Source organism: Streptomyces sp. SID12501, from assembly GCF_010550245.1.
Taxonomy (GTDB): Bacteria; Actinomycetota; Actinomycetes; order Streptomycetales; family Streptomycetaceae; genus Streptomyces.
In genome coordinates this window covers 19,088-44,994 of sequence record NZ_JAAGLU010000033.1, presented here as the reverse complement: position 1 = coordinate 44,994, position 25,907 = coordinate 19,088, and the positions used below count along the sequence as shown (strand labels likewise).

The 25,907-nt window shown below is 70.7% G+C and carries 23 protein-coding genes and 1 pseudogene; 13 read left to right on the top strand and 11 right to left on the bottom strand.

Annotated features, from left to right (window positions below; all coding sequences use genetic code 11):
• Nucleotides 1-7 precede the first annotated feature (7 nt).
• Nucleotides 8-1,624 carry a glycerol-3-phosphate dehydrogenase/oxidase gene (locus G3I71_RS33280; RefSeq protein WP_164320510.1) on the top strand — a complete coding sequence of 539 codons (1,617 nt, stop codon included), beginning with the start codon at nt 8-10 and terminating at the stop codon, nt 1,622-1,624.
• A gap of 130 nt (nt 1,625-1,754) precedes the next feature.
• Here G3I71_RS33280 and mtnK read toward each other — a convergent pair whose 3' ends face one another.
• From mtnK to G3I71_RS33260, 4 genes are all read right to left on the bottom strand, one after another.
• Nucleotides 1,755-2,924 carry an S-methyl-5-thioribose kinase gene (mtnK, locus tag G3I71_RS33275; RefSeq protein ID WP_164320508.1) on the bottom strand — a complete coding sequence of 390 codons (1,170 nt, stop codon included), beginning with the start codon at nt 2,922-2,924 and terminating at the stop codon, nt 1,755-1,757.
• A gap of 11 nt (nt 2,925-2,935) precedes the next feature.
• Nucleotides 2,936-3,976, bottom strand: coding sequence for an ABC transporter permease (locus G3I71_RS33270; protein ID WP_164320506.1), 1,041 nt, complete (start codon nt 3,974-3,976; stop codon nt 2,936-2,938).
• A gap of 232 nt (nt 3,977-4,208) precedes the next feature.
• Complete coding sequence (locus G3I71_RS33265) at nt 4,209-5,744, bottom strand: sugar ABC transporter ATP-binding protein (RefSeq protein ID WP_164320504.1); 1,536 nt, start codon at nt 5,742-5,744, stop codon at nt 4,209-4,211.
• Nucleotides 5,731-6,828: a substrate-binding domain-containing protein gene (locus G3I71_RS33260; RefSeq protein ID WP_164320502.1), complete on the bottom strand. Its 1,098-nt coding sequence runs from the start codon at nt 6,826-6,828 to the stop codon at nt 5,731-5,733. The genes G3I71_RS33265 and G3I71_RS33260 overlap by 14 nt, the downstream gene beginning before the upstream one ends.
• Before the next feature lie 596 nt (nt 6,829-7,424).
• On the opposite strand from G3I71_RS33260, the gene G3I71_RS33255 reads away from it, so the two are divergent.
• From G3I71_RS33255 to mtnB, 3 genes are read left to right on the top strand one after another with little or no spacing between them, the layout of a single operon-like run.
• Nucleotides 7,425-8,024, top strand: a complete 600-nt coding sequence (locus tag G3I71_RS33255) for an acireductone dioxygenase (protein WP_164320500.1) — start codon at nt 7,425-7,427, stop codon at nt 8,022-8,024.
• Nucleotides 8,021-8,803, top strand: coding sequence for an acireductone synthase (mtnC, locus tag G3I71_RS33250; RefSeq protein WP_343243141.1), 783 nt, complete (start codon nt 8,021-8,023; stop codon nt 8,801-8,803). Before G3I71_RS33255 ends, mtnC begins: the two co-directional genes overlap by 4 nt.
• Entirely contained in the window at nt 8,800-9,408 is a 609-nt protein-coding gene (gene mtnB / locus G3I71_RS33245; RefSeq protein WP_164320498.1) for a methylthioribulose 1-phosphate dehydratase, read from the top strand. The genes mtnC and mtnB overlap by 4 nt, the downstream gene beginning before the upstream one ends.
• 64 nt (nt 9,409-9,472) lie before the next feature.
• Here mtnB and mtnA read toward each other — a convergent pair whose 3' ends face one another.
• Entirely contained in the window at nt 9,473-10,513 is a 1,041-nt protein-coding gene (mtnA, locus tag G3I71_RS33240) for an S-methyl-5-thioribose-1-phosphate isomerase (protein ID WP_164320496.1), read from the bottom strand.
• A gap of 317 nt (nt 10,514-10,830) precedes the next feature.
• Here mtnA and G3I71_RS33235 point away from each other — a divergent pair, with 317 nt between their 5' ends.
• From G3I71_RS33235 to G3I71_RS33200, 8 genes are all read left to right on the top strand, one after another.
• Nucleotides 10,831-11,883, top strand: a complete 1,053-nt coding sequence (locus G3I71_RS33235) for a BMP family ABC transporter substrate-binding protein (RefSeq protein ID WP_164320494.1) — start codon at nt 10,831-10,833, stop codon at nt 11,881-11,883.
• On the top strand, nt 11,861-13,411 hold the full coding sequence (locus G3I71_RS33230) for an ABC transporter ATP-binding protein (RefSeq protein ID WP_164320492.1): 1,551 nt from the start codon (nt 11,861-11,863) through the stop codon (nt 13,409-13,411). The genes G3I71_RS33235 and G3I71_RS33230 overlap by 23 nt, the downstream gene beginning before the upstream one ends.
• Nucleotides 13,412-13,448: 37 nt before the next feature.
• Entirely contained in the window at nt 13,449-14,540 is a 1,092-nt protein-coding gene (locus tag G3I71_RS33225) for an ABC transporter permease (RefSeq protein ID WP_239149492.1), read from the top strand.
• Nucleotides 14,540-15,454 (top strand): ABC transporter permease, encoded by a 915-nt coding sequence (locus G3I71_RS33220; protein ID WP_164320490.1) that lies wholly within the window; start codon nt 14,540-14,542, stop codon nt 15,452-15,454. Before G3I71_RS33225 ends, G3I71_RS33220 begins: the two co-directional genes overlap by 1 nt.
• Entirely contained in the window at nt 15,451-16,242 is a 792-nt protein-coding gene (locus G3I71_RS33215) for a nucleoside phosphorylase (RefSeq protein WP_164320488.1), read from the top strand. Before G3I71_RS33220 ends, G3I71_RS33215 begins: the two co-directional genes overlap by 4 nt.
• Nucleotides 16,239-17,540: an amidohydrolase gene (locus G3I71_RS33210; protein ID WP_164320486.1), complete on the top strand. Its 1,302-nt coding sequence runs from the start codon at nt 16,239-16,241 to the stop codon at nt 17,538-17,540. The genes G3I71_RS33215 and G3I71_RS33210 overlap by 4 nt, the downstream gene beginning before the upstream one ends.
• Nucleotides 17,541-17,758: 218 nt before the next feature.
• Nucleotides 17,759-18,430: a FadR/GntR family transcriptional regulator gene (locus G3I71_RS33205; RefSeq protein WP_164320484.1), complete on the top strand. Its 672-nt coding sequence runs from the start codon at nt 17,759-17,761 to the stop codon at nt 18,428-18,430.
• Between the two features lie 238 nt (nt 18,431-18,668).
• Complete coding sequence (locus G3I71_RS33200; protein WP_164320482.1) at nt 18,669-19,673, top strand: PAC2 family protein; 1,005 nt, start codon at nt 18,669-18,671, stop codon at nt 19,671-19,673.
• A gap of 129 nt (nt 19,674-19,802) precedes the next feature.
• Here G3I71_RS33200 and G3I71_RS33195 read toward each other — a convergent pair whose 3' ends face one another.
• The 5 genes from G3I71_RS33195 to G3I71_RS33175 all read right to left on the bottom strand — a co-directional run bounded on the left by G3I71_RS33195 (nt 19,803) and on the right by G3I71_RS33175 (nt 24,522).
• Nucleotides 19,803-20,768 carry an SMP-30/gluconolactonase/LRE family protein gene (locus G3I71_RS33195; RefSeq protein WP_164320480.1) on the bottom strand — a complete coding sequence of 322 codons (966 nt, stop codon included), beginning with the start codon at nt 20,766-20,768 and terminating at the stop codon, nt 19,803-19,805.
• Between the two features lie 200 nt (nt 20,769-20,968).
• Nucleotides 20,969-22,198: a cysteine--1-D-myo-inosityl 2-amino-2-deoxy-alpha-D-glucopyranoside ligase gene (gene mshC / locus G3I71_RS33190; RefSeq protein WP_164320478.1), complete on the bottom strand. Its 1,230-nt coding sequence runs from the start codon at nt 22,196-22,198 to the stop codon at nt 20,969-20,971.
• Between the two features lie 131 nt (nt 22,199-22,329).
• Nucleotides 22,330-23,190, bottom strand: coding sequence for an SCO1664 family protein (locus G3I71_RS33185; protein WP_164320476.1), 861 nt, complete (start codon nt 23,188-23,190; stop codon nt 22,330-22,332).
• On the bottom strand, nt 23,154-23,744 hold the full coding sequence (locus G3I71_RS33180) for a DUF3090 domain-containing protein (protein ID WP_164320474.1): 591 nt from the start codon (nt 23,742-23,744) through the stop codon (nt 23,154-23,156). Before G3I71_RS33180 ends, G3I71_RS33185 begins: the two co-directional genes overlap by 37 nt.
• 91 nt (nt 23,745-23,835) lie before the next feature.
• Complete coding sequence (locus tag G3I71_RS33175; protein WP_164320472.1) at nt 23,836-24,522, bottom strand: histidine phosphatase family protein; 687 nt, start codon at nt 24,520-24,522, stop codon at nt 23,836-23,838.
• A 77-nt stretch (nt 24,523-24,599) separates the two neighbouring features.
• On the opposite strand from G3I71_RS33175, the gene corA reads away from it, so the two are divergent.
• Nucleotides 24,600-25,604 (top strand): magnesium/cobalt transporter CorA, encoded by a 1,005-nt coding sequence (corA, locus tag G3I71_RS33170; RefSeq protein ID WP_164320470.1) that lies wholly within the window; start codon nt 24,600-24,602, stop codon nt 25,602-25,604.
• Here corA and G3I71_RS51535 read toward each other — a convergent pair.
• Nucleotides 25,571-25,753: pseudogene (locus G3I71_RS51535) on the bottom strand (ferritin-like domain-containing protein); the annotation flags it as partial. The gene corA and the pseudogene G3I71_RS51535 overlap by 34 nt on opposite strands.
• Between the last annotated feature and the right edge of the window lie 154 nt (nt 25,754-25,907).

Sequence of the window (25,907 nt, the reverse complement as noted above, 5' to 3'; positions counted from 1 at the left end):
ACCCCACATGACCAGTCAGTCCACCCTGCAGTCCGTGCCTGCCCTCGGTACGCACCCGGCCTTCGGCTCGAACCCGAGCCGTGCCGAGACCCGGGAGCAGCTCTCCAAGGCGACGTACGACCTTCTCGTGATCGGCGGTGGCATCCTCGGCATCTCGACGGCCTGGCATGCCGCGCAGTCCGGTCTGCGGGTGGCTCTGGTCGACGCCGGTGACTTCGCCGGCGCCACCTCCTCCGCCTCCTCCAAGCTTCTCCACGGCGGTCTGCGCTATCTGCAGACCGGCGCGGTGAAGCTGGTGGCGGAGAACCACTTCGAACGCCGTGCGGTCTCCCGCCAGGTGGCTCCCCACCTGGCGAACCCGCTCACGTTCTACCTCCCCGTGTACAAGGGCGGGCCGCACGGCGCGGCGAAGCTCGGGGCGGGCGTTTTCGCCTACTCCGCCCTGTCGGCGTTCGGTGACGGCGTCGGTCACCTGCTGTCGCCGGCCAAGGCCGCGCAGGACGTGCCCGAGCTGCGCACCGAGAACCTCAAGGCCGTGGCCGTGTACGGCGACGGTCAGATGAACGACGCGCGCATGGCGCTGATGACGGTCCGTGCGGCCGTCGAGGCGGGCGCTGTCGTGCTCAACCACGCCGAGGTGTCGGCTCTGCGCTTCACCCGGGGCCGGGTCACCGGTGCCGACCTGCGCGACCGGCTCTCCGGCGACGACTTCGGCGTCAACGCCCGGCTCGTGCTCAACGCGACCGGCCCCTGGGTCGACCACCTGCGCAAGATGGAGAACCCGGACGCGGCGCCTTCCATCCGGCTGTCGAAGGGCGCGCACCTGGTCCTGAAGCGGACGTCTCCGTGGAAGGCCGCGCTGGCGACCCCGATCGACAAGTACCGCATCACCTTCGCCCTCCCCTGGGAGGACATGCTGCTGCTCGGCACCACCGACGAGGTGTTCGAGGGCGACCCGGCGGATGTCGCGGTCACCGAGAAGGACACCGAGCAGATCCTCGACGAGGCCGCGTTCTCCGTCCGTGACCAGCAGCTCTCCCGTGACCTGATCACGTACTCCTTCGCGGGTCTGCGGGTGCTGCCGGGTGGCCCCGGTGACACGGCGAAGGCCAAGCGGGAGACGGTCGTGACCGAGGGCAAGGGCGGGATGCTGTCCGTCTCGGGCGGCAAGTGGACGACCTTCCGGCACATCGGCCGTACGGTCATGGAGAAGCTGGAGACACTGCCCGGCCGTCCGCTGGGTGACGACTTCGAGCCCGTCGCGTCCCTGCCGAAGTACCTGCCGCTTCCGGGTGTCGCCAACCCGCGCGCTGTCGCGCACCGGCTGCTGGTCGACAGCCCGGCACCGGGTCCGCGCATGGCAGCCGACACGGCGAAGCACCTCGCGACGCACTACGGTTCGCTGGCGTTCGACATCGCGCGGCTGGCGAACGAGAACCCTGAGCTGGGTGAGCGTGTGCACGCGGATGCGCCGGAGATCTGGGCGCAGGTGGTGTATGCGCGGGACAGTGAGTGGGCTGAGACGGCGGATGACGTGTTGCGTCGCCGGACGACGCTGACGATTCGGGGGCTGGCTACGGACGAGGTTCGTTCGAAGGTTCAGGATGTTCTTGACAAGAAGTAGGCGTACGGCGTGAAAAGGGCGGCTCCTTGTTGATGGAGCCGCCCTTTCGCGTTTGTTGTTCGTCTGCGGGTGCGTGGGGGCTGGTCGCGCCCACGCGGCGGAGCCGCAAATTGAACACAGCCCCGCGCCCCTAAAGACTCCCCACTACCGCCCGTACAGCGTTCGGGTTGGTCAACTCCTCGCGGCGGATGATCAGTTCGCGGCCCAGCAGCAGCGCCCTGCGTGAGGCCGGGACGGGGTCCGGGAGTGTTGTCAGGTCTGCCAGGTGGGCGAAGCCGATGATTCTGCGGATGATCTCCGTGCCCGCGTAGCCCACCGCCTCCGTCCAGATCCTGCGGAGGAAGCGGTCCAGGTACGCGTCGTCGAAGAAGGTGTCGGTCCTCGTCGGCCACAGGGCGCGGAACTCGGACTCGAAGGCCGCCCAGGACAGGGCCAGTTGATCGGCGTGGTCGCTCAACAGGCCCAGTGCGCGTGCCCGTTCCTCCGAGACCAGGGCGTTCGCCCAGTAGAGGCCGAGGTCGTAGCCGATGGGGCCGACGAAGGAGAACTCGGGGTCGAAGACCCGTACCACCGGGGCGCCTTCGCGTTCACCGACCATGACGCTGCCGGTGTGCAGGTCGCCGTGGAGGAGAGCCTGGGCGCTGGTCATGAAGGTGTGGCGGAGGTCGGCGACCTCCGTGCGGAGCCTCGCGTCGGCGCGGAACTCGGTCGCCAGGTCGTCCAGACCCTCGTGCCAGTGGTTGTGTTCGTGCTCGATGTACGGCTCGGCGAGGACCACGTCCTCGGTGATCTTGCACAGCTCCGGGCTCACCGAGGCCGCCAGCAAGGCCTTGCGGTCCGCCGACTCCATGCCGAAGTCGCTGGTCGCGAACGTCAGTTGGGCCACGAACTCGCCGATCCGGGCGGAGGTGTGCGGACCGTACGACGCGCCCTCGTTGAGGAGGGTGCGCAGGACCTCCAGGTCCGACATGTCCTCCATGACGAGGGCGTAGTTCTCTGGGTCGTACCCGAGGATCGCCGGGATCTTGTCGGGGGCCACCTTCGCGACCTGCTCGTACGCCCTTGCCTCGGCGTCGGCTCGCTCCGGGCTCATCGGCCAGGACGGGCCCGCCACCCGGACCCAGGGCAGGGCCTGCTTGACGGCCAGGCTGCGGGTGCCGTCGGTGGACCTGGCGAGGAACACACGGTTCATGTTGCCGTCGGAGACCTCGCGGACCCGGATGTCCGAAGGGTCGGGCCAGTGACCGCGCCCGTTCAGGTACGCGGGGATGTCGGCCGGCTCCAGGATGCGGTAGCCCATCGTGAACTTCCTTATGCGGTGCGGCGCTTGGACAGGGTGAAGCTGAAGACCAGGGCGAGGATCAGGACGGCGCCCTCGACCACGTCCTGTGTGTAGTACGGCAGGCCCTTGATGGTCAGGCCGGTGGTGATGATGCCGATGAGAACCGCGCCCAGGGCGGTGCCCCACACGTTCGGGCGGCCCCGGCCGAGGACGGAGGTGCCGACCAGGGCGACGGCGACGGCTTCGAGGAGTTGCGAGGTGCCTGCGGAGACGTCTCCCTGGCCGATGCGCGCCGCCAGGATCAGGCCGCCGATGGAGGCGAGGACGCCGGAGAGGACGTACGCCAGGGCCCGGTAGGCGCCCACGCGGATGCCCGCCAGGCGGGAGGCCTCGGGGTTGGCGCCGATCGCGTACAGCACTCGGCCCCAGCGGGTGCGGGCCAGGAAGACCCAGGCCACGACCGTCAGCGCGCCGAAGATGACCACGGAGACGGGGATGCCGAGGATCGTGCCCCGGTCGATGCGCAGGAAGCCGTCGGTGAATCTGCCGGGGGCCGTCGTGCCGTCGGACTGGGTCATGCCCGGGGTGATCGACTGGCCGTCGACCAGGATGAGTTTGGTGCCCTGGATGACGAACATGGTGCCCAGCGTGGCCAGCATGTCGGGGATCTTGAGGACCACGATGAGCAGGGCGTTGAGGAGGCCGGCCAGGGCGCCCGCCACTATCACTGCGATGATCGCGACCACGCCGACCTGGTTGTACGAGACCATCGTCTTCGCGGCGACGGTCACGCCGAGCCCGGCCACCGCGCCGACCGACATGTCCATTCCGCCGACGGCCATGGTGAGCGTGACGCCGAGGCCGAGGATCGCGGCGACGGACACGTACCGCAGGGTGTCGAGGAGGGTCGCGGAGTCGCGGAACGACGGCTCGCTCAGTGCGAAGTAGGCGAAGAGGGTGACGGTGACGAAGATGAAGCCGTACTTGATCACCGCGTTCTGGATGCGCGGACCGGCGGCGAGCGTGGACGGGGCCGCCGTCTTCGCGGGAGCGCTCTGGGTGGTGGTCATGGGGTGCTTCCTGGAGTGGCGTGCGGTGGGGTATGCGGCGTGACGTGGTCCGGCGGGGCCAGTGCTGTCCGGCGGGCGCGGGATCGCGCCCCTTCAGGGGCGCGGGGCGGTGTCGAATTGCGGCTCCGCCGCGATGGGGGTCCCCCCGCTCGAGCGAAGCCGAGAGTGGGGGAGCGACCAACCCCCACCGGCCCGCGGCCGAACAACCGCCCGACCCGCGGAGCGCCCCGCATCACACCGACGCCGAGATGGTCCGGATGACTCGGTCGCGTTCCGCGTCCTCGCCGTACGCGTCGAGGTGGATCTCGCCGGCCGCGAGGACGACGACCCGGTCGGCGACCTCCAGGATCTCGTCGACATCGGCGGACAGGACCAGGACCGCGGCGCCCTCGGCGGCCAGGGCGCGGGCGCGGCGGCCGATGTCGCGCCGGGCGCCGATGTCCACACCTCGGAACGGCTCGTCCAGGATGAGGACGCGGGGGCGTTCGGCGAGCCAGCGGCCGACGACGACCTTCTGCTGGTTGCCGCCGGACAGTTCCTCGACGGTGCTGTGCTCGTCGCGGGCGACGACGCCGAGGGCCTCGATGGTGTCGCGGCCGAGGGCGTCCTCCTTCGAGCGGTTCACCAGCCCGGCCGTCGAGAACGACTTGAGGAACGGCAGCGAGATGTTCTGGGCGAGCGACCAGCCGGGGACCAGGGCGTCGGCGTGCCGGTCCTCGGGGACGAGGTGGATGCCGGCCCGGATCGCGTCGGCGGGACGGCGCGGCGCGTACGGCTTGCCGTCCAGTTCCACGGCTCCGGTGGCGAAGGGTTCCGCGCCGAAGAGGCCGCGGGCCAGTTCCGTCTTGCCCGCGCCCAACAGGCCGACGACGCCGGTGACTTCGCCCGCGCGCAGGTCCAGGTCCTGGGGGGTACGGCCGTCCAGGAGGCGTACGCCGCGCAGGGACAGGAGGGTCTCGCCGGGTCCGGACTCGGCGCGGGGACGGGCCGACGTCGCCTCCTGGGCCTGGGCCAGCATGGCGCGCAGGGCGCTGTCCCAGTCGAAGGGCTTGACCTGGTCCTCGGTGAGACGGCCGTCTCGCAGGACGACCAGCCGGTCGGCCAGGGCGTCGATCTCGCCGAGGCGGTGGGAGACGTACAGGACCGCGATGCCGTCGTCGCGCATCTTCTCCACCAGGGCGAAGAGGCGTTCCGCTTCAGCGGCGGAGAGGGCGGACGTCGGTTCGTCGAGGATCAGGAGCCTCGGGCGGGTGGCCAGGGCGCGGGCCAGGATGAGCAACTGGCGGTCGGAGATGCCGAGTTCGGTGACGTCCCGCTTGAGCAGGGCGTCGCTCCAGCCGAGGTCGAGGGCCGACTGGATCTCGCGGGCGCGGGCTAGCACACGGCGCCCGTTCAGGAAGGGGTTGCCGCGTGCCTGGGCCAGCTCCTCGAAGACCAGGTTCTCGGCGACGGTGAGCCCGGGCACGATGCCCTCACCGATCCGCTGGTGCACCGTCTGGATTCCCAACTGGCGTGCGGCAAGCGGCGATTGGAGGGCGGCCGGCACCCCGTTCACCGTCACTTCGCCGCCGTGGTCCGTGTGGACGCCGGACAGGATCTTGATGAGCGTGGACTTGCCGGCCCCGTTCGCACCGAGCAGCGCGACGACGCTGCCCGGTGCGATGTCGAGCGAGACGGACTCCAGGACCGTCTTGCCGCCGAAGGCCATACTGACGTCCCGCAGAACGACCGCGGGCAGCGCCTGGGCGGGCGTCTCAGTGGGCGACATTGGCGATCCAGTCGGCCGTGCTGACCTGGGAGAGGTTCAGCGCGGGCAGCGCGGTGCGCAGCTGGTCCATGTTCTGGATGTTCTTGCTCTTCAGGAAGTCCTGGGTGATGGCGACGGCCGGGAACTCGACCGAGGTCTTGTTCAACTGGCCGGCCAGCTCCAGGGCGGCCGTACGGACGACCGCGGCGCCGACGGCGGACGGGTCGGTGCCCGCGGTGGCGACCCAGGGGCTGTCCGCGGCGGTCATGTTCTGGATGTCGGCGTTGGAGACGTCCGCGCCGAACACCTTCACCTTGTCCTGCAGCTTCTTGTTCTGCACGGCGAGGACGGTGCCCTTGGCCAGCTCGTCGTAGGGGGCGAAGACGCCCGTCACGTCCGAGTGCTGGGTGAGGGCGGCGGAGACCAGGGGAACGTTGTCAGTGGCCGTGGAGTCGGTGACCTTGCCGACCTTGAAGGCCTGCTTCCAGCCGTTGGAGTCGACCGCCGACTTCCAGACACTGTCGCGCTTGTCGAGGGCCGCGTAGCCGGCGACGTTGACGTAGCCGACCTTGGCGTTCTTGCCGAGTTCCTTCGCCATCACGTCGAGGACTGCCTGGGCCATGCTCGCGTCGTCCTGCTTGGTGCTGACGACGCCCTTCGTGGCGGTCTCGACGTCGTAGACGACGACCTTGATGCCCTTCTTCACCGCCTTGTCGATCTCGGGCTGGATCGTCGACGGGAAGCCGTGGTCCACGATGATCGCCTGCGCGCCTGAGTTGATCGCCGAGGACAGGTCGGTGGCCTGCTTGGCGTTGTCGGCCTGCGCGTCGTACACGGTCAGGTCGATGCCGAGGGCCTTGGCCTGCGCCTTGGCGCCGTTGCCCCACTGCTCGAAGTAGTCACCGGCGCCGCTCTGGCGGACCAGCGCGACCTTCACCGTGCCCTTGTCGAAGGGGGCGGGCTTCGTGCCGGTGGCGGCGGACGCGGAGGCGGACGTGTCGCCGGTGTCCTTGGAGGCGTTCGTCGACTGCGAGCAGCCCGCGAGGAACAGCGCCGAGACGGAGGCCAGGGAGAGCGCGGCAAGGGGGAGACGGGTGCAGGACATGCGGGACTCCAGGTGCAGGGCAGTACGGGAGGGAGCGAGGGAGGGATCAAGGATGAAGGGGCGCGATGGCCGGAAGGCGTAGGCGCGGGAGTGTCAGGCCCTGAGTGCCAGGTGGCGGCGTGGGGTGGAATCCACGCCACGGCCGGGGGCGTCTCGGGTACTCCGGATCAGGTCAGCGACAGCGGGCTGTGGTCGACCGGAGCAAGTCCACGTACAGCCGCCGCACGAGCAGCAGCGTCTTCATAGGGAGATCATGAGAACGTTTCCAGCCATTCGTCAAAGGCTTGGACACCAGATCTCAGCATATGGAACGCCGGATTCGTCACACTCTGCCGACCCGCCGACGGGAGTTACCATCTCGGAACCGGCACCCGACCCGGGACAGTGAGGCTTTTCGATGATGACGACACCCTGCGCGACAGCGGTACGACGCTGTACCGACGCGCCGTGTCGCGGCTGTCGCGACTGACGACCGGCCCGTCGCCTGCTCCTCTCCCGCCTCCTGGCCCATCTCCTGTCCCGTTTCCTGCTCGCTCGCCGTCCTTCTTGCCCGTGTTCCACGCTCCACTCCCCCCTTCGCATCTGGAGTTGCTCCCATGACCCTGCTGACGACCTGGCCCGAGTCCGGCCCGGAGACCGTCGTGCGCCGTACCTCCGACCCGGCCGAGATCGCCGCCGCCCTGGCCCCGATCGGGGTGCGCTACGAGCAGTGGCCGATCCGCGAGGACGTCCCCGCGGACGCCGACAGCGACACCGTGTTCGCCGCGTACGGCCGCGAGATCGACAAGCTGAACGCCGAGGAGGGCTTCACCACGGTCGACGTCCTCGGACTGCACCCCAGCGACGACCCGGAGTTCCCCGCGAAGGCGAAGGCGGCCCGCGCGAAGTTCCTCCAGGAGCACACGCACGACGACGATGACGAGGTCCGCTTCTTCGTCTCCGGCTCCGGCATCTTCTATCTGCACGTGGGCGGCGAGGTGCACGCCGTGTACTGCGAGAAGGGCGACCTGCTGGGCGTGCCGCGCGGCACCACGCACTGGTTCGACATGGGCACCAGCCCGGCCTTCACCGCGATCCGCTTCTTCCACGAGGAGGACGGCTGGATCGGCAACTTCACCGGCTCGGCCATCGCCTCCCGTTTCCCGGACTACGACACGATCGACGCCGGGTTCCAGCAGGACAGGGCCGCCGCGTGACCTTGCCGGGCGCGGTGTTCGACGTGGAATCCGTGGACGCCGTGGTGCTCGACATCGAGGGCACCACGAGCGCCACGGGGTTCGTCGTCGACGTGCTGTATCCGTACTCCCGCTCTCGTTTCGGAGCACTGCTCGCGGAGCGGAGCGGTGCTCCGGAGGTGGTGCGGGCGGTCGCGCAGGTGCGCGAGCTGATCGACGAGCCCGGCGCCGACGCCGTACTCGTCGAGAAGACCCTCAACGCCTGGCTCGACGAGGACCGCAAGGCGACGCCCCTCAAGACCCTCCAGGGCATCATCTGGTCCGAGGGCTTCGCACGCGGCGACCTCGTCTCGCACTTCTACGACGACGTCCTGCCCGCGCTCCGTGCCTGGCACGCGGCGGGACTCCGGCTGTACGTCTACTCCTCCGGGTCGGTCGCCGCGCAGCGCGCGTGGTTCGCGTCCACTCCGGAGGGTGACCTGCTGTCGCTGGTCTCGGGCCTGTACGACACCGAGAACGCGGGGCCCAAGCAGGAGCCGGAGTCGTACCGCCGTATCGCGGAGGCGACCGGCACCACGGACCCGAGCCGTCTCCTCTTCCTCTCCGACCGGCCGGGCGAGCTGGACGCGGCGCGTGCCGCCGGGTGGCGGACCGTCGGGATCCGGCGGCCCGGGGAGCCGTACTACGAGCAGGGCGTCGGGGACCACCCGCAGGCGGGGACGTTCGACGGGATCAGCATCACGGGTTCCACCAGTTCCACCGGATCTACCAGTTCCACCAGTTCAGGGAGCACCACGTGACCGCCGACATCAGCACGCTCGACATCGAGAAGGCGGGAGCGGTGCTCGCCGCCGAGTCCGCCCGTTTCGCCTCCTTCGGCTGGATGCGGGGCACCTCCGGGAACCTGTCCGTGGTGCTGTCCCGGGATCCGCTGCTCCTCGCGGTCACCGCGAGCGGCCACGACAAGGGTGAACTGACGCCCGCCGACGTGGTGTTGGTGGACGCGCAGGGCGCGGCGGTGAACGGCGGCAAGCCGTCCGCCGAGGCCGAGCTGCACGCCCGGGTCGCCGCGCTGACCGGCGCCGACGCGGTGGTGCATGTGCACACCGTGGCGTCCGTGGCGATGGGGCGACGCGAGCCCGGCGGGATCGTGTTCAAGGACGTCGAGATGCTCAAGGGCGTCGGCCAGCCCGCCCACGACGTCGAGGTGACCCTGCCGGTCATCACCAACAGCCAGGACATGAAGGTGCTCGGCGACCGTCTGGACGCGGCACGCGACCCCCGGATGCCGGCCGTGGTGGTCGCGGGACACGGGCTGTACGTGTGGGGGGACGACCCCCGCCAGGCGCGCCACCACACCGAAGTCGTCGAGTGGCTGCTGGAGTTGGAGCTCTCGCAGCGCTGACGTCCGGCGCGGAACGGGAGGAGGGGGTCCCCGGTTACCGGGGACCCCCTCCTCCCGTTCCGCGCTACTTCAGGCGCTCGCCCGGCAGTTCACCCGCCGATACCTCCAACACCCCACGCTCGGTGACCAGCCCGGTCACCAGCCGCCCCGGCGTCACGTCGAACGCCGGGTTGTGGCCGCGTGACTCGGCGGGTGCCGTCCGTACGCCCGACCACTCCAACACCTCCTCCTCGCCCCGGAGTTCGATGTGGATGTCGTCGCCGGTGGCCGTCGCCAGGTCGACCGTGGTCGTGGGCGCCGCCACCAGGAACGGGATTCCGGCGTCCGCGCACGCCAGCGCCACCCCGACCGTGCCGACCTTGTTGGCGGTGTCGCCGTTGGCCGCGATCCGGTCCGCGCCGACGATCGCCGCGTCGACCTCGCCGCGCAGGATCGTGCCGGCCGCGGCCCCGTCGGCCTGGACGTAGTGCGGGATGCCCTCCTGGACCAGCTCCCAGGCGGTCAGGCGCGAGCCCTGGAGCAGCGGGCGCGTCTCGTCGGCGTACACGACCTCCAGTCGGCCGCGCGCGTGCAGTTCGCGGATGACACCAAGTGCCGTACCCCATCCGGCCGTTGCGAGGGCGCCGGTGTTGCAGTGGGTCAGGATGCGCAGCGGGCGGTCACCGACGGTCCCGGCGAGGCGCTTGAGCAGCCAGTCGGCGCCGTGCGCGCCCATCGCGCGATTGCCCTCGACGTCCTCGCGCTGGACGGCGGCGGCCTCTTCGAGCACCGCCTCCAGGCCCTCGTCGAAGCGGGTCATGACCCGGTCCACGCACACCATGAGGTTGACCGCGGTCGGCCGGGCCTCGCGGATCCGCGCCACGGCAGCCCGCACCTGCTCCTCGGTCCAGCCCTCGCGCTCGCCCTGGAGCAACGCCAGGGCGACCCCGTACGCGCCCGCCGCACCGATCGCGGGCGCGCCGCGTACGACGAGCCGCTGGATCGCGTCCACCAAGGTGTCCACATCGTGGACATCCCTGGTCTCGTTGCGGTGCGGCAGCAGGGTCTGGTCGATGAGCGCGAGGCTGTTTCCGGTCCAGCCGACGGCGCGCAGTTCCTGGGGCATGACGGGACGCTCCTGAAGTTCCGACGGTGCGCGACACCGTACATGACCTCGGCGAACCACAGTTCGAGACAGCTGGGCCGATGACCGAATCACGGTGTTAGAGTCCAGCACCCGCACCCGTAGGGCTCATGTGAAGGAGGACGCGTGCCGCTCACCATGCGCCGCTTCCTCGACCACGGCCGGTGTGCGAGCGACGGCTGTCGGCGCTGACCCGTCCCCCTCGGCGTGGCCCGTTCCGTCCCGCCTTTGCCACTCTCCCTCTCCCGTGCTCAGCGCAGAGCGCGCGCTGTGCCGTACGTAGCTCCGGAAGGTCCCCGATGCCTCGCAGATCCCGTCGTACGCTCCCGATCGCCGCCATGACCGTGCTGCTCGTCGCCGGTGCCAGCGCCTGCAACGCCGCCAAGAAGGACGACGCCTCCTCGGACAGCAGTGCGGGCAGCGCGTCGTTCACGCTTGTCACGCCGGACGCCGTCGGGCAGAACGAGTTCCTCAAGCTGGCCGTGACCGGCGTCAAGGCCGCCGCGAAGGCGCACAACGGGTCCGAGAAGGTGTTCGAGTCCACCGACGCCGCCTCCCAGCAGCAGAACGTGCAGGCCGCCGTCGACGCGAAGCCCGATGTCATCGTGCTGGTCGGCTTCGAGTTCGCCGACCTGGTCGCGAAGCAGGCCGCCGCGCACCCCAAGCAGCAGTTCCTGATGATCGACGCCTGCACGACGAGGGCGATCGACAACGTGAGCTGCGAGGTCTTCCGCGAGCACGAGGGCGTCTTCCTCGCGGGCGCGGAGGCCGGGCTGCTGAGCAAGAGCGGCAAGGTCGGCGCGGTGGACGTGCTGGACACGCCCGTGTTCCGCCGTTTCAGCGACCCGTTCGCGGCCGGCGCCCAGCATGTCGCCGCGAAGACGGAGACCGGCACCCGATTCGTCGGCGGCCAGTCCCCCTTCGACGACTCCGCGCGCGCCAAGGAGCAGGCGAACGACCTGCTCTCCAAGGGCTACGACCAGCTGATGGCGGCTGCCGCGGCCGGTAACTACGGCGTGTTCGAGGCGGCGAAGGCGAAGGGCGCGTTCGCGTACGGCGTCGACGTCAACCAGTGCCCCTCGGCACCCGGCACGGTCGTCGACAATGTGATCAAGCGCACGGACATCGCCGTGGAGAAGGGCGTCGAGCAGGTCCTCGCCGGTCAGACGGGCACGACCACCTCGTACGGCCTGAAGGAGGGCGGCATCAGCCTCACCGGCCTGGAGAAGGGCGTCGCCTCGTCCCAGTGCGTGATCGCCGAGCACTCCGACGTCCTGAAGAAGATCGAGGCGCTCCGCGACCAGATCGTGTCCGGAGAGCTGACGGTCGATGACCCCGCCGCCGTCGGCTGACCCGGAGGCGGCGGCTGTCGAGCTCCGGGGAATCACCAAGCGGTTCCCCGGCACGCTCGCCAACGACGCCGTCGACCTGACCGTCCGGCGCGGCGAGATCCACGCCCTGATGGGCGAGAACGGCGCCGGCAAGTCGACGCTCATGTCCGTCCTGTACGGGATGGAGCGCCCGGACGCCGGTTCGGTACGGATCGACGGGCGCGAGGTCGCGTTCGCCGACCCCGGTGACGCGATGGCCGCCGGGCTCGGCATGGTGCATCAGAGCTTCAAGCTGTTCGACTCGCTGACGGTCGCCGAGAACGTGGTGTACGCCGCCGAGCCGCGCCGTTTCGGCCTGGTGGACCGGGGTGCGGCCCGCCGCCGGGTGCGTGAGCTGGCCGAGGAGCACGGGCTCGCGGTAGATCCGGACGCTCGGGTCGGTGACCTGCCCGTCGGGCTGCGCCAACGCGTCGAGATCCTGAAGCTGCTGCACCGCGGCGCCCGGACGCTCATCCTCGACGAGCCGACCGCCGTCCTCACGCCCGCCGAGGCGGACGCCCTGTTCGCGGTCCTCAAGTCCCTTGCCGCACAGGGCCGTACGGTCATCCTGGTCACGCACAAACTCCGCGAGGTCCTCGAAGGCAGCGACAACGTCACGGTGTTGCGGGACGGCCGGGTCGTCGCCCGGCTGGTCACCGCCGAGACGTCCGCCGCCGAGATAGCCACCGCGATGACCGGCCGCGCCGTGGAACTCGACCGAGTCCACGCCCCCGGCACCCCGGACGACGTGATCCTGGACGTCACCGGCCTCGTCACCGACGGCGTACGGGATGTCCGACTCACCGTCCGCGCAGGGGAGATCGTCGGAATCGCGGGCGTCGCGGGCAACGGCCAGAGCGAGCTGGTGGAGGCGCTGGCCGGCCTGCGGCCGGTGAACTCCGGCCGGGTCGCGCTGCTCGGCGACGACATCACGCACGCCTCGGCGACCGAACGCCGCGCCAAGGGCCTCGCGTATGTCCCCGAGGACCGGCACGCCGTCGGTACGGCGCCCGCGGCTTCGGTCGCGGACAACCTGGCGATGGGCCACCACCGTACGTCGCTGTCCGCACGCGGACTGCTGCCGCCCGCCGCCGTACGAGGTCACGCGCGGCGCCTGATCGAGCGCTTCGGCATCAAGGCGGCGTCCCCGGAGGTGGCCGCGTCCTCACTGTCCGGCGGCAACCTGCAGAAGCTGCTCATCGGGCGCGAACTCGCCCATGACGCACCGCTGTTGCTCGTCGAGCAGCCTACGCGCGGGGTCGACATCGGCGCCGTCCAGAACATCCACGACCAGCTGATCGCCTACCGCGACGCCGGCCACGCCGTCCTGCTCGTCTCGGCCGAGCTGAGCGAGATCCGAGGGCTCGCCGACCGGGTCCTGGTGATGTACGAGGGCCGCGTGACGGCGTCGTACGAGAAGGCCGAGGCCGACGAGCGGACGCTGGGGCTCGCGATGGCGGGCGGCATCGAAAGCCCGGCTCCCCCGGCCCCGGTGAAGGTCAGGGACTGATATGGAACAAACAACCCGAACATCGCCAGTGACTCATATGACGAAAGCCCTCCGCTCCCCCGTCGCCTTCTCGGTGCTCGCCGGGGTCGTCATCGGCGCCCTGTTCCTCGTCGGGACCGGCGCCGATCCGGTCGCCGCGTACGGCGCGGTGCTCAGCGGTTCGCTCGGCGCCGACGGCATCGGGTCGACGCTGACCACCCTGACGAGCGTGCTGGGCCTGGCCCTCGCGCTTGCCGTGCCGCTGCGCGCCGGGCTCATCAACCTGGGCGGGGACGGCCAGATGGTCCTCGGCGGGATGGCAGCCGCAGTGACCGGGCTGTACTCACCGCTGCCCGCGCCGCTCACCGTCGTCCTCGCGCTGCTCGCCGGCATGGCGGCCGGTGCCGGATACGCGGCCCTGGCCGCCCTGTGCGAGAACCGGTTCGGGGTGCCACTGCTGGTCAGCAGCCTGCTGCTCAGCTACCCCGCCTCGTCCTTCGCCTCCTACCTGGCCCGCTACCCGCTCAAGGAACCGGGCTCCAGCCTCCCCCAGACCCGGCAACTGCCGGACGGGGTCGCGCTGCCCGCGTTCGGTTCGTCGACCGTGACGGTCGGGCTGCTGCTGGTCGTCGTGGCCGCCGCCGCGTACTGGTTCACCGACCGGCGCACCGCGTTCGGCTACGAGATACGGATGACCGGCCTCAACTCCCGTTTCGCCGCGTACGCGGGCGTCGAGCGCAAGGGCCTCACGCTCCGGCTGATGGCGATGTCGGGCGCGCTGGCCGGACTCGTGGGCGCCATAGGCGTGTTGAGCTTCCCGTACCGCTTCCTCGACGGTTCGCTCACCGCGTCCGGCTACACCTGGACGGGTCTGACGGCGGCCCTGCTGGCCGGCGCCGCGCCCGTCGGCACGGTCCTCGCGTCCTTCTTCTTCGCCATGCTGCAAGTGGGAGGCCTGTCGATGGAGCGGACGACCGAGGTACCGCGCGAGCTGACGCAGGTGCTCCAGGCGATCGTGATCGTGTTCCTGGCGGCCCGGCTGCGCTTCCCGCGCTTGTCCCGAAAACGCGACAACAGGCCCGTCCCACCAAGCCCAACAAGCCCGCAGAGCCCGCAGAGCCCGCAGAGCCCACAAGGGGAGTTGGTCTGATGTTCTTCGACTCCGATCTCCTCATGTCGGCGCTGCGCGCGCTGACGCCCATCCTGCTGGCCGCGCTCGGCGGGGCGATCTGCGAACGGGCGGGCGTCTTCAACATCGGCCTCGAAGGCATGATGCTGATGGGCTGCTTCACAGCGGTGGCCACGAGCTGGTTCACCGGCAGTCCCTGGCTCGGCGTACTGGCGGCGGCGCTCGCCTCCGCCGCGTACTCCCTGATCCTGGCCGTGGGCGCGGTGACCCTGCGCGGAGACGCGGTGGTGCTCGGAATCGCCCTGAATCTCCTGGCAGTCGGCCTGACCAGCTTCCTCCTCCGTACCGTCTTCGGCGTGCAGGGCACTTTTGACGATCCGTCACTGGCCGGGCTGCCGTTGGTCGGTGGCTTCTCGCCGCTCGCGTATCTGGCGTGGGCGGCGGTCGGTGTGGCCGCGCTGATGCTGTCCCGGCATGTGTGGGGGCTCAGGCTGCGCGGGGTCGGCGAGGCACCGGACGCGGCGGCCACGCTCGGCGTGAGCCCGGTCAGATACCAGTACGGGGCCGTACTCGTATCCGGTGTGCTGTGCGGGCTCGCGGGAGCCCAACTCGCTCTCGGCAACGTCACGTTGTTCTCCGAGAACATGACGGCGGGGCGTGGTTGGATCGCGGTCGTCGCGGTCATGCTCGGCCGTGCGCTGCCGCTCGGTGTGCTGCTGGCGGCGCTGCTGTTCGGCCTCGCGGAGGCGGCCGGTTTCCGTCTCCAGGGCCTCGGGCTGCCGCAGCAGGCGACCGATGCCGCGCCGTACGTCGTCACGCTCGGCGCCCTCTTCCTGACGACGGCCCGCCGCCGTCGCCGGACACCGTCCACGTCACCCTCCACGACCCCTTCCCCACCCCCTTCCGCGTCCCCTTCCACCGGAGCCGTCTCATGACGCAGGACCTGTTGCCCGTCACCCGAATACCCCGCACGGGGCTGCCGCCGCGCGCGCTGGTCGTCGGCGACCCGCTGCGTGCCGCTCTCGTCGGCGCCAAGCTGGAGGGCGCGCAGGAGGTGTCGTACCACCGCGAATACCGTGTGTTCAGCGGGAGTTGGAAGGGCGTGCCGGTGGTGGTCGCCTCGCACGGGGTGGGCGCCCCGGGTGCGATCCTGCTGTTCCAGGAGCTGGCGGACGCCGGTGTGCGGACCTTCCTCCGGTTCGGTACGGCCGGTGCGATGAGGCCGGGGATCGGTGACGGCGACCTCGTCATCGCCGAGGCGGCCGTCCGGGACGACGGTGTCACCCAGCAGTTGCTGCCTCCGGAGTATCCGGCGGTGTCCTCCCCCGAGGCGGTGCTCGCGCTCCAGCGGGCGGCGCGGGAGGCGGGCGCCCCGCACCACCGGGGCATCGTGTGGACGCGGGCCGCCTTCCAGCCCGGTCTGCTCCCCCTCTTCTCCTACGAGGGCGCCGGACTCGCCGCCATCGAGATGGAGTTGAGCGCACTGCTGGTGACGGCCTCGCTGCGTGGACTGGTCGCCGGCGGAGTGGTCGTCATCGACGGGGCGAACGCCGACGAACTGGTCGACGAGACCGCTCCCTTGTCGACAGGTCGTTACGACCCGCACCGGGAGATCGTGGCGGAGGGCGTCGAACGCGGCGCGGTCGTGTCTCTGGAGGCGCTGCGCCTGCTGGCGGAGGACGAGGGCGGCGCCGACGCCGAAGCCGAAGGGCCCCTCGGATGAGCGAGCGGATCGACCTGTTCGTGTACGGCGGTGACGTGCTCACCGTGGACGAGGCTGGAACCGTCGTACCGGACGGGGCGGTTGCCGTGCGGGACGGCGAGATCGTCGCCGTAGGCCCGACCCAGGAGCTGACAACCCGGTTCACAGCCGACGAGTCCCTTGACGCCGCGAACTGCCTCGTCCTCCCCGGCCTGGTCAACACGCACACCCATCTCGCGATGACGTTTCTGCGCGGCCGTGCCGACGACGTCACCCTCCAGGGCTTTTTGGAGCGCGTCCTGAAGTGGGAGGCCAAACTGCTCTCGCCGGAGAACGTCGCGGCGGCCGTCCGGGTAGCGGTCGCCGAGAGCGTACGGGCCGGGGTGACCTCCGCGCTCGACATGTACTGGTTCCACGAGGCGGCCGAACAGGTCGCGCGCGAGACGGGCTGGCGGCTGCACACCGGCCCCACCTTCATGGACGTACCGCAGCCGCCCGACGGCATCGCCTACGAGGACCGGCTGGCGTGGGCCCGGCAGGACCTGGCCGCCCGTGGCACCCCCCGCCCCGGCCACCGCCCGATCCTCTTCGCGCACTCCACGTACACCCTCTCCCCCGAACAGCTCGTCGAAATCGCCGCCCTGGCAGGGGAGTTCGGCGCCCTGCTGCACATCCACGCCGCCGAGAACGCGACCGAGGTCGCCACCGTCGAGGTGCGGTACGGCAAGCGCCCGGTGGAACTGCTCGACTCGCTCGGACTGCTCGGCCCCGACCTGCTGCTGGCCCACGCCGTGGACCTGACCGGTCCGGAGATCGCGGCGCTGGCCCGCACCGGCACGGCAGTCGCCCACTGTCCCGTCTCGAACCTGAAGCTCGGCTGCGGTATCGCGCCCGTGCCCCGGCTGCTCAGCGCGGGCGTCACGGTCGGCCTCGGCACCGATGGAGCCGTCAGCTCGAACACCTTGGACGTACTCGGCGCGGTCCGGCAGGCGGCCCTCGTGCACAAGGCGGGCGGTGATCCCACGGCCGTCGGCGCCGAACAGGCCGTACGCATGGCGACCGCCGAGGGCGCGAAGGCGCTGGGCCTGGGCGATCGGCTGGGCTCCCTGGAGGCGGGCAAGCGGGCCGACCTGATCGTGCTCGACCTCGGCGCACCGCATCTGCGACCCCGGCACGACCCCTGGTCGACGCTCGCGTACGCGGCGCACTCGGCGGACGTCCGGGACACCGTCGTGGACGGCAGGTTCCTGATGCGGAACCGGACCCTCACCACCCTTGACGAGGCCGCCGCGCTCGCCGACCTGGAAGCACTGGCCTGACATCTGCGAGGGAGGCCGGCCCGACATCCGTACGGACTGCCGGGCCGCCACCCGAACGTGCTGCCGAACCAGTAGCCCGCAGGTACCGTTCCAGCCACCCGTAGGGCACTCTCGTACGGGCTGACATCGCATTTTGTGTGCCGTTCAGCCCACTGAACCCCCATAATGGCCTGAGACATCGGATGTCTGAACAGGTCTGAACGGCAGGGAGGCCCGCCATGGCAGTCACCGACGAGGCGATCGAGAAGATCAAGGGAATGATCGTCTCCGGGTCACTGCGCCCCGGCGACCGGCTGCCGAAGGAGAGCGAGCTGGCCGCCGAACTGGGGCTGTCCCGCAACTCCCTGCGGGAGGCGGTGCGCGCCCTGTCACTCATCCGGATCCTCGACGTACGGCAGGGCGACGGCACCTACGTCACCAGCCTGGATCCCCAACTCCTGCTCGAAGCACTGAGCTTCGTCGTCGACTTCCACCGCGACGACACGGTTCTGGAGTTCCTGGCCGTGCGCCGCATCCTGGAGCCGGCCGCCACCGCGATGGCGGCGACACGCATCAGCGAGCAGCAGCTGGACGCTCTGTCCGCCCAGTTGGAACGGCTGGGCGGTGAGCCGTCGGTGGAGGAACTGGTCGCCGCCGACCTGGAGTTCCACCGGGGGATCGTGCAGAGCTCCGGCAACTCGGTGCTCTGTTCCCTCCTCGACGGTCTGTCCGGGCCCACCACCCGGGCAAGGATCTGGCGCGGTCTGACCCAGGAGGACGCGGTCAGCCGCACCCTGCACGAGCACCGGGCGATCCTCGGCGCCCTGCGCGACAGGGACGCGGAGGCGGCACGGTCGTGGGCGACGGTGCACATCGCGAGCGTGGAGCAGTGGCTGAGATCGACCCTCTAGCCGTACCGGAATCCGTATCTCAACCCGTATCCGGATCCGGATCCGAGCCCTCAGGACCGCCGCCCCCGACTGCTCGGATGAATACGGGGGTGGTGAGGGGTGGCTCACGGATGGTGTTTCGGGGGGTCTATCGGGGCAGTGATCCGTTCACTCCCCCGTGCATGGGGGCTGCGAGCGCCCCCGCCGCACGCCGTAAGGTTGGGTGGTCAAGCGAGGGCACGTCGGAAGGAGGCGCTGGGTGATCGAGCTGGAGGGGGTTCCCGAGCTGATCGACCCAGTCATGGTGGCCGCGTTCGAGGGTTGGAACGACGCAGGCGACGCAGCTTCCAGCGCGGTCGCGCATCTGGACCGGGAGTGGAAGGGCGAGGTGTTCGCGGCGCTCGACGCCGAGGACTACTACGACTTCCAGGTCAACCGCCCCACCGTGTGGCTGGACAACGGTGTCCGCAAGATCACCTGGCCGACGACCAGGCTGTCCGTGGTCAGGGTCGGCGGCGACAAGCCCCGTGACCTCGTACTGGTGCGAGGCATCGAGCCGTCGATGCGCTGGCGCTCGTTCTGCAACGAGCTGCTGGGCTTCGCGCACGAGCTGGGCGTGGAGCTGGTGGTGGTCCTGGGCGCTCTGCTCGGCGACACCCCGCACACCCGTCCGGTCCCGGTCAGCGGGGTCACGTCCGACGCGGATCTGGCCCAGCGGATGGATCTGGAGGAGACCAAGTACGAGGGCCCCACGGGCATCGTCGGCATCCTCCAGGAGGCGTGCACCCACGCGGGCGTACCGGCGGTGTCCCTGTGGGCGGCGGTCCCGCACTATGTGTCGCAGCCGCCCAATCCGAAGGCGACGCTGGCCCTCCTGAACCGCCTGGAGGACCTGATCGACATCCGCATCCCGCTGGGCGAGCTGCCCGAGGACGCGCGTGCCTGGCAGGTGGGTGTGGACCAGCTGGCCGCCGAGGACAGCGAGGTCGCGGAGTACGTGCAGACGCTGGAGGAGGCCCGGGACACCGCCGAGCTGCCCGAGGCGACGGGCGAGGCGATCGCCCGCGAGTTCGAACGCTATCTGCGCCGCCGCGACGGCACCGGCCCGGCGGGCCCCGGCCCGTCCCCCGGCGGCCACGCCACGGCGGACGGCACCGACAGCGCGTCGTACCTCCGGGACAACCCGACGGCCCGCCCGAAACCGCAGCCGCCGAAGCCGCCCCAGCTGCCGAGCACGGACGACGAGGACTCCGCCGAGGAGTGAGCGGTCAGGTACGGGGAAGGGCCGGTGCACGAGGTACTCACCTCATGCACCGGCCCTTCCCCGTCCGTCACGTCCGTCACGTCCGTCACGTCCGTCACGTCCGTCAGGTCCGTAACGTCCTGGCGACCGTCAGCGCTCCACCGCGACCACGGCGTACGTCGTCCCGGGCGTCGGCGTCGTCGAGAAGCGGGCGTTGGGCAGATACAGCCGGTTGCGGTACGCGGCCACCGTGGTCGGCACATCGAAGGCCGGGTCGGTGATACGCCGCCGGAAGACCCCGCTGCTCCCGTCCTCCGACAGCGTGAACACGTCGACCGCGTTCTGCCGGTTCTGTACGACGTACAGCGTGCGCCCGACGAGGAGCAGGCCGTCGCCGTTGGTGAGCGGGGCCGCGTCCCCGAGGCCGACGAGCCTGGTGACACCGGTGCGCGGGTCGACCCGGTGCAGTCCGCCGACCCCGGACTGGACGACGAGCAGCGCCTTTCCGTCGGGCGTGGCGGTGATGCCGTTGGCGTTGACGACCTCGCCGGGCACCTGGCTCCAGTCGCCGCTCAGGGTGATCCGTACGACGTCGCCGGCGCCCGGCAGCGCGCCGCCCCGGCCGAGCGGGAGGACGTACAAAACCGGCTGGAAGGAGTCGGTGAAGATCGCTCCCCGCGGCGTCAGGAACACGTCGTTGACGAAGGTGGGGGTCGCCGTGGTGAAGGCGTACGAGGCGAGGACGGCCCCGGTACGGGTGTCCACGACCCGGGCGCCCTCGGTACGGGCGGCGACGAACAGGCGTCCCCGGCCGTCGAGTTTGAGCCCGACGGACGGGGTACCCGGACCGGTCGAGATGATCTCGCCGGCGCCGGTGCGCAGGTCGGCGCGGTAGATCGAGCCGTCGCCGAGCGAGCCCAGGTAGGCGTAGGGGCCGGCGCCGGTGGCTATGCCTTCCGGACGGAACCCGTTGGGCAGCGGTATCAGGGTCGGCAGGGTCTTCGGGGAGGCGGCGGCCGGTGAGGCGACCAGGGCGGCGGAGACGGTGGCGGCGCCCGCCGCGAGGAGTCCGCGGCGGCTGACGTGGCGTGCGAAGGAACCGTGTGTGGGTGCCACGGGGTTTCCTTCCAGGAAGGGACCGGCAGTTGGCCGGTCCTGAGGGTCAACTGACCCTGATACCACATCACATGTCGACTACCGCCACAGCTTCCCCCGGAGACTCGACAGCACCTCGACAGCAACGGGCCCGGCAGTGAGCAGGGGCGCCGACGGCCGAACCCGCCCGGCGCCCCACCCCCCTCTCTACGGGAACTCCGTTACAGCGCCACGCCCAGCAGGGCGTCCACGGCACGGGACGCGACGCCGGGGGCGCCCTCGTCCGTACCGCCCCGCTCCGCCTGGAGGGCCGCCCAGCGGTCCACGGCGGCCAGTGCGGCCGGGGCGTCCAGATCGTTCGCGAGAGCCTCGCGCAGCTCCTCGACCAGCGCGTCAGCGGACGGCCCATCGGGCCGGGACACGGCGGCGCGCCAGCGCCCGAGCCGCTCGACGGCGTCCGCGAGCACCTGGTCGGTCCACTCCCAGTTGTCCCGGTAGTGGTGGGCGAGCAGCGCGAGCCGTATGGCGGCCGGGTCGACCCCGTCGCGGCGCAGGGCGGACACGAAGACGAGGTTGCCCTTGGACTTCGACATCTTCTCGCCGTCGAGCGCGACCATGCCGGCGTGGACGTACGCCTTGGCCATGGGGAACTCGCCGGTCAGCGCCTGGGCGTGCGAGGCGCCCATCTCGTGGTGCGGGAAGACGAGGTCGGAGCCGCCGCCCTGCACGTCGAAGCCCATGCCGAGGTGCTCCAGGGCGATGGCGACACACTCGATGTGCCAGCCGGGGCGACCGCGGCCCAGCGAACCGCCGTCCCAGCTCGGCTCACCCTCCCGGGCGGCCATCCACAGCATCGGGTCGAGCGGGTTCTTCTTGCCCGGCCGGTCGGGGTCACCGCCGCGCTCGGCGGACAGCAGCCGCATGGCGGCGGCGTCCAGGTGGGACACCTTGCCGAAGTTCGGGTCGGCCTCGACGGAGAAGTAGACATCCCCTTCGAGCTCGTAGGCGGCGCCCGCGTCCCGCAGCCGCTCGACGAGCGGGACGATGCCGGGTATCGCCTCCACGGCGCCGATGTACTGCTTCGGGGGCAGCATCCGCAGCGCGGTCATGTCCTCCCGGAAGAGAGCGGTCTCCTTCACGGCGAGCCCCACCCAGTCGATCCCGTCACGCACGGCCCGCTCCAGCAGCGGGTCGTCGACGTCGGTGACGTTCTGGACGTAGTGAACCTGCCGCTTGGTGTCGAGCCACACGCGTTGCACGAGGTCGAACGCGTTGTAGGTCGCCGCGTGACCCATGTGGGTCGCGTCGTACGGGGTGATGCCGCAGACGTAGATACGGGCGACGGGACCGGGGTCGAGGGTCACCAGAGCACCGGTCGCGGTGTCGTGGATCCTCAGGTCGCGGCCCTGACCAGTCAGGGCGGGGACCTCGGAAGCGGGCCAGGCATGCATGTCATGAGCGTAACCGGACGGATGTTCCGTATACGAGCCGGACCGGGTCCAGATGGCCGGGAAGAGGGTCTTGTGAGATTCCTCCCTAAGTGCAGGGGCCTACGGGACGCCCGCACCGGCCACGCGCACCCTCACACGGGCGGCCACGGGATCGCCGGCCACTCTCCGCTGGGCTCCGGATGCTTCCCGGACTCCAGCAGCGCGTCCACACGCGCGCGCGTGGCCTCGATCTCGTCGCCGGTGACCAGCTCCGCCAGCCGCAGGGCCAGCGCTCCGCCCTCGCCCAGGGCGCCCTTGAGTCCTGTCAGGACGTCGACCGCCTCCGGCGTCAGGGGCTCCCCGGCCCACCCCCACAGCAACGTACGCAGCTTGTTCTCGGCGTTGAAGGTGACCCCGTGGTCGATCCCGTACAGCCGCCCCTCGTCGCCCGGCAGCAGATGCCCGCCCTTGCGGTCCGCGTTGTTGATCACCGCGTCGAGGACGGCCAGCCGGCGCAGCCGCTCGTCGTCGGCGTGGACGAGCAGTGCCGTCTTCCCCTCGCCGACCTCGGCGAACGCGATCGCCTTCCACCCGGGCCCGGGTTCCTCACCGTCGACCAGGGCGAGCAACCGGCCACCCTCGTCCGACTCCGTCTCTGACTCCGCCTCGATCCACAGCTGGCACATCCCCTGGCCGTACGGCCCCTCGCGCAGCACGGTCGGCGGTACGAGCCCCCAGCCGGTCGCCTCGGAGACCTCGAACGCCGCCAGCTCACGCTCGGCCAGGGTCCCGTCGGGGAAGTCCCACAGGGGCCGCTCACCGGCCACCGGCTTGTAGATGCAGGCGGCCTCCTGCCCCTCGTACGAGACCGTGCAGTACAGCGCCGCGTTCGACGCCTCGCTGATCCGCCCGCGTACGGTCAGCTCACCCTTGGCGAGCAGTTCGGCGAGCTGTTCGGCGGGCGTGCGGGTGGCTGTCACGCTCCGCGGCGGTATCCGTTCTGGCGCGGACATACGTGTCCTTCCGGGTCGAGCGGGAGGCTGCACAGGGGGCAGGGCGGCCGGCCGGCGTTGACGACGTCGAGGGCGCGCCTGGCGAAGGCACGGGCCTGCGCGCCGGTGAGCCGGACACGCAGCATCGGGGGGCCGTTCTCCTCGTCCTGGAGGAGCCGCTCCTCGGCCTCGACGAGGTCCTCCTCGGACTCGGCGTCCAGTTCCACCAGGGCCTGCGCCTCGACGATCATGCGCTGCTCGTCGCCGTCCCAGGCGAGCGCCATGGTGCCGACCCGGAACTCCTCCTCGACAGGGGTGTCGAGGGGACGGGTGTCGGACACATCGGTGGGGACCACGGCCGGGACGGCGGCGTTGCCCCCGCTACGGCGTACGACCTCGTCGAGCAGTTCGTCCATGCGTTCGGCCAGCGCGGCGACCTGGGTCTTCTCCAGGGCCACGCTGGTCACCCGAGGGCCGGCGGTGGCCTGGAGGAAGAACGTACGACGCCCGGGCAGCCCGACCGTACCGGCCACGAAGCGGTCCGGCGGGTCGTAGAGGAACACCTGACGGGACACGTCCTGTCTCCATTGAATCGAATGATGTGAATCGAATGACTTCGGTGTCCGCGGCGCTGCCGCGACCGCTTCACCCTACTGCTGCCGACGATCACGGTGCGCCCGCACCACCCCCGACCGCGGCCTCCTCGCCCGGGGGTACCTCGCGCGGCGCCAGCGAGGCGAAGTCACCGGTGTCCCCGAGGCGGACGAGAAACGGCCTGAGGCGGGTGTAACGGATCGCGGTGATGGAACACGGATCTACGGACACCCTTTGAAAGAGGTCGAGATGAAGCCCCAGCGCGTCCGCGACAAGGGACTTGATGATGTCGCCGTGCGAGCACATGAGGTAGACGGCGTCGGCGCCGTGATCTGCCTCCACGCGCGCGTTCCACTCACGTACGGCCTCGGCCGCGCGCGTCTGCATGGCCCGCATGGACTCACCGCCCGGGAAAGCGGCGGCGGTCGGGTGGGCCTGGACGACCTGCATGAGGGGATCGTCCGTCAGCTCGGCGAGCTTGCGCCCCGACCAGTCCCCGTAGTCGCACTCCGAGATCCGCTCCTCGGTGTGCGGGCGCAGTTCCGGCCTGGCTTCGAGAAGGGGCCGGATCGTCTCCTGGCAGCGCTGGAGCGGGCTGGTGACGACCTCGGAGATCGGCAGCTCGGCGAGACGCCCGGGCAGCGCGGCGGCCTGCGCGGCGCCCCGCTCGTCGAGGGCGACACCGGGTGTGCGGCCGGCGAGCACTCCAGAGGTGTTGGCGGTGGAACGTCCGTGCCGGACGAGGATCAGCGTGGGCATGCGGCCCAGGGTAGGCGTACGGCACCCGGCGGGAGGCCGGGGTGCTTTTCCGGCCGGGCGGCGGGAGAATGCACATCGTGATCGTCGACTGCGCCATCTACCGTGACGGACGCCGGACGGAGGGGCCCGCGGACTTCTCCGACGCCCTCGACGAGTGCCGTGCGCACCACGTCGGGGACGCCTTCGTCTGGGTCGGTCTGCACGAGCCCACCGAGAAGGAGTTCGAGCTGGTCACGGAGGAGTTCGGACTGCACCCGCTGGCCGTCGAGGACGCCCTCAAGGCGCATCAGCGGCCGAAGCTGGAGGTGTACGACGACTCGCTGTTCATGGTCCTCAAGCCGGTCGGGTACGAGCCGAAGGCCGACATCGTCTCCTCCGGCGAGATCATGGTCTTCATCGGCGACTCCTTCGTGGTGACCGTGCGGCACGGCGAGGAGGCGCCCCTCGCGGCCGTACGGCACCGTCTGGAGGCGGAACCCGAGATGCTGCGGCAAGGCCCCACGGCGGTGCTCTACACGATCGCCGACGCCGTCGTCGACCACTACGTGGAAGTGGCGGACGAACTGGGCACCGACCTGGAGGAGCTGGAGGCGGAGGTGTTCTCACCGTCCGACGGGGGCTCGCGCAACACCGCGTCCCGCATCTACCGCTTCAAGCGGCAGATCCTGGAGTTCCGCCGTGCCACCGGCCCCCTGGCGACGCCGCTCGGCAAGCTCTCTGGCACGGGCGCCTTCGGCTCGCGCGTGCCCTTCGTCCACGAGAAGGCCGAGCCCTTCTTCCGGGACGTGAGCGACCACCTCACGCGCGTGAACGAGTCCGTGGAGGGCCTGGACCGCCTGGTCTCCGACGTACTGTCGGCCCATCTCGCGCAGATGAGCGTCCGGCAGAACGACGACATGCGGAAGATCTCCGCGTTCGCCGCCATGGCGGCCTTCCCCACGATGGTCGCGGGGATCTACGGCATGAACTTCGACCACATGCCGGAGCTCCGCTGGGTGTGGTCGTACCCGGCGCTGATCGCGACGATGGCCGTGGTGGAGGTCCTGCTCTACCGCATGTTCAAGCGCCGGGGCTGGCTGTAGCAGACCGTGCGGCTCCGGCCGACGACGCGCTCGCAGACGTACACCGCACGGATGCCCGCCGCGAGGAACGCCGGCTTGCGCCTCGGCCGGCCCGGCACACGCCCCATGTGGGTTGTGTGGGCCATGACTGCGAGGCTCACGTCCCGGTGCTCCGCCGAAAGAAGGACCGGCTGGGGCCCGTCGGGACGTGAGTACGAGTCCCCGGCGGGCTCGGGGGCCGTAACCGCCGCGTCCGCCGCGCGTTGTGCTCCGTGACGGCCGTGGCGGGGAAGACCCCCGAGCCCCCACCACGGCCGCGGAACT

Bases quoted from the DNA above. Each gene is read 5' to 3' on its own strand.
- G3I71_RS33205 (WP_164320484.1), top strand. From the start codon at position 17,759: ATGGCAGTCACCGACGAGGCGATCGAGAAGATCAAGGGAATGATCGTC.
- G3I71_RS33235 (WP_164320494.1), top strand. From the start codon at position 10,831: ATGCCTCGCAGATCCCGTCGTACGCTCCCGATCGCCGCCATGACCGTG.
- G3I71_RS33265 (WP_164320504.1), bottom strand. From the start codon at position 5,744: ATGTCGCCCACTGAGACGCCCGCCCAGGCGCTGCCCGCGGTCGTTCTG.
- mtnA (WP_164320496.1), bottom strand. From the start codon at position 10,513: ATGCCCCAGGAACTGCGCGCCGTCGGCTGGACCGGAAACAGCCTCGCG.
- G3I71_RS33255 (WP_164320500.1), top strand. From the start codon at position 7,425: ATGACCCTGCTGACGACCTGGCCCGAGTCCGGCCCGGAGACCGTCGTG.
- G3I71_RS33260 (WP_164320502.1), bottom strand. From the start codon at position 6,828: ATGTCCTGCACCCGTCTCCCCCTTGCCGCGCTCTCCCTGGCCTCCGTC.
- G3I71_RS33175 (WP_164320472.1), bottom strand. From the start codon at position 24,522: ATGCCCACGCTGATCCTCGTCCGGCACGGACGTTCCACCGCCAACACC.
- G3I71_RS33215 (WP_164320488.1), top strand. From the start codon at position 15,451: ATGACGCAGGACCTGTTGCCCGTCACCCGAATACCCCGCACGGGGCTG.
- G3I71_RS33230 (WP_164320492.1), top strand. From the start codon at position 11,861: ATGACCCCGCCGCCGTCGGCTGACCCGGAGGCGGCGGCTGTCGAGCTC.
- G3I71_RS33225 (WP_239149492.1), top strand. From the start codon at position 13,449: ATGACGAAAGCCCTCCGCTCCCCCGTCGCCTTCTCGGTGCTCGCCGGG.
- mshC (WP_164320478.1), bottom strand. From the start codon at position 22,198: ATGCATGCCTGGCCCGCTTCCGAGGTCCCCGCCCTGACTGGTCAGGGC.
- G3I71_RS33270 (WP_164320506.1), bottom strand. From the start codon at position 3,976: ATGACCACCACCCAGAGCGCTCCCGCGAAGACGGCGGCCCCGTCCACG.
- G3I71_RS33220 (WP_164320490.1), top strand. From the start codon at position 14,540: ATGTTCTTCGACTCCGATCTCCTCATGTCGGCGCTGCGCGCGCTGACG.
- G3I71_RS33280 (WP_164320510.1), top strand. From the start codon at position 8: ATGACCAGTCAGTCCACCCTGCAGTCCGTGCCTGCCCTCGGTACGCAC.
- G3I71_RS33185 (WP_164320476.1), bottom strand. From the start codon at position 23,190: ATGTCCGCGCCAGAACGGATACCGCCGCGGAGCGTGACAGCCACCCGC.
- mtnK (WP_164320508.1), bottom strand. From the start codon at position 2,924: ATGGGCTACCGCATCCTGGAGCCGGCCGACATCCCCGCGTACCTGAAC.
- G3I71_RS33210 (WP_164320486.1), top strand. From the start codon at position 16,239: ATGAGCGAGCGGATCGACCTGTTCGTGTACGGCGGTGACGTGCTCACC.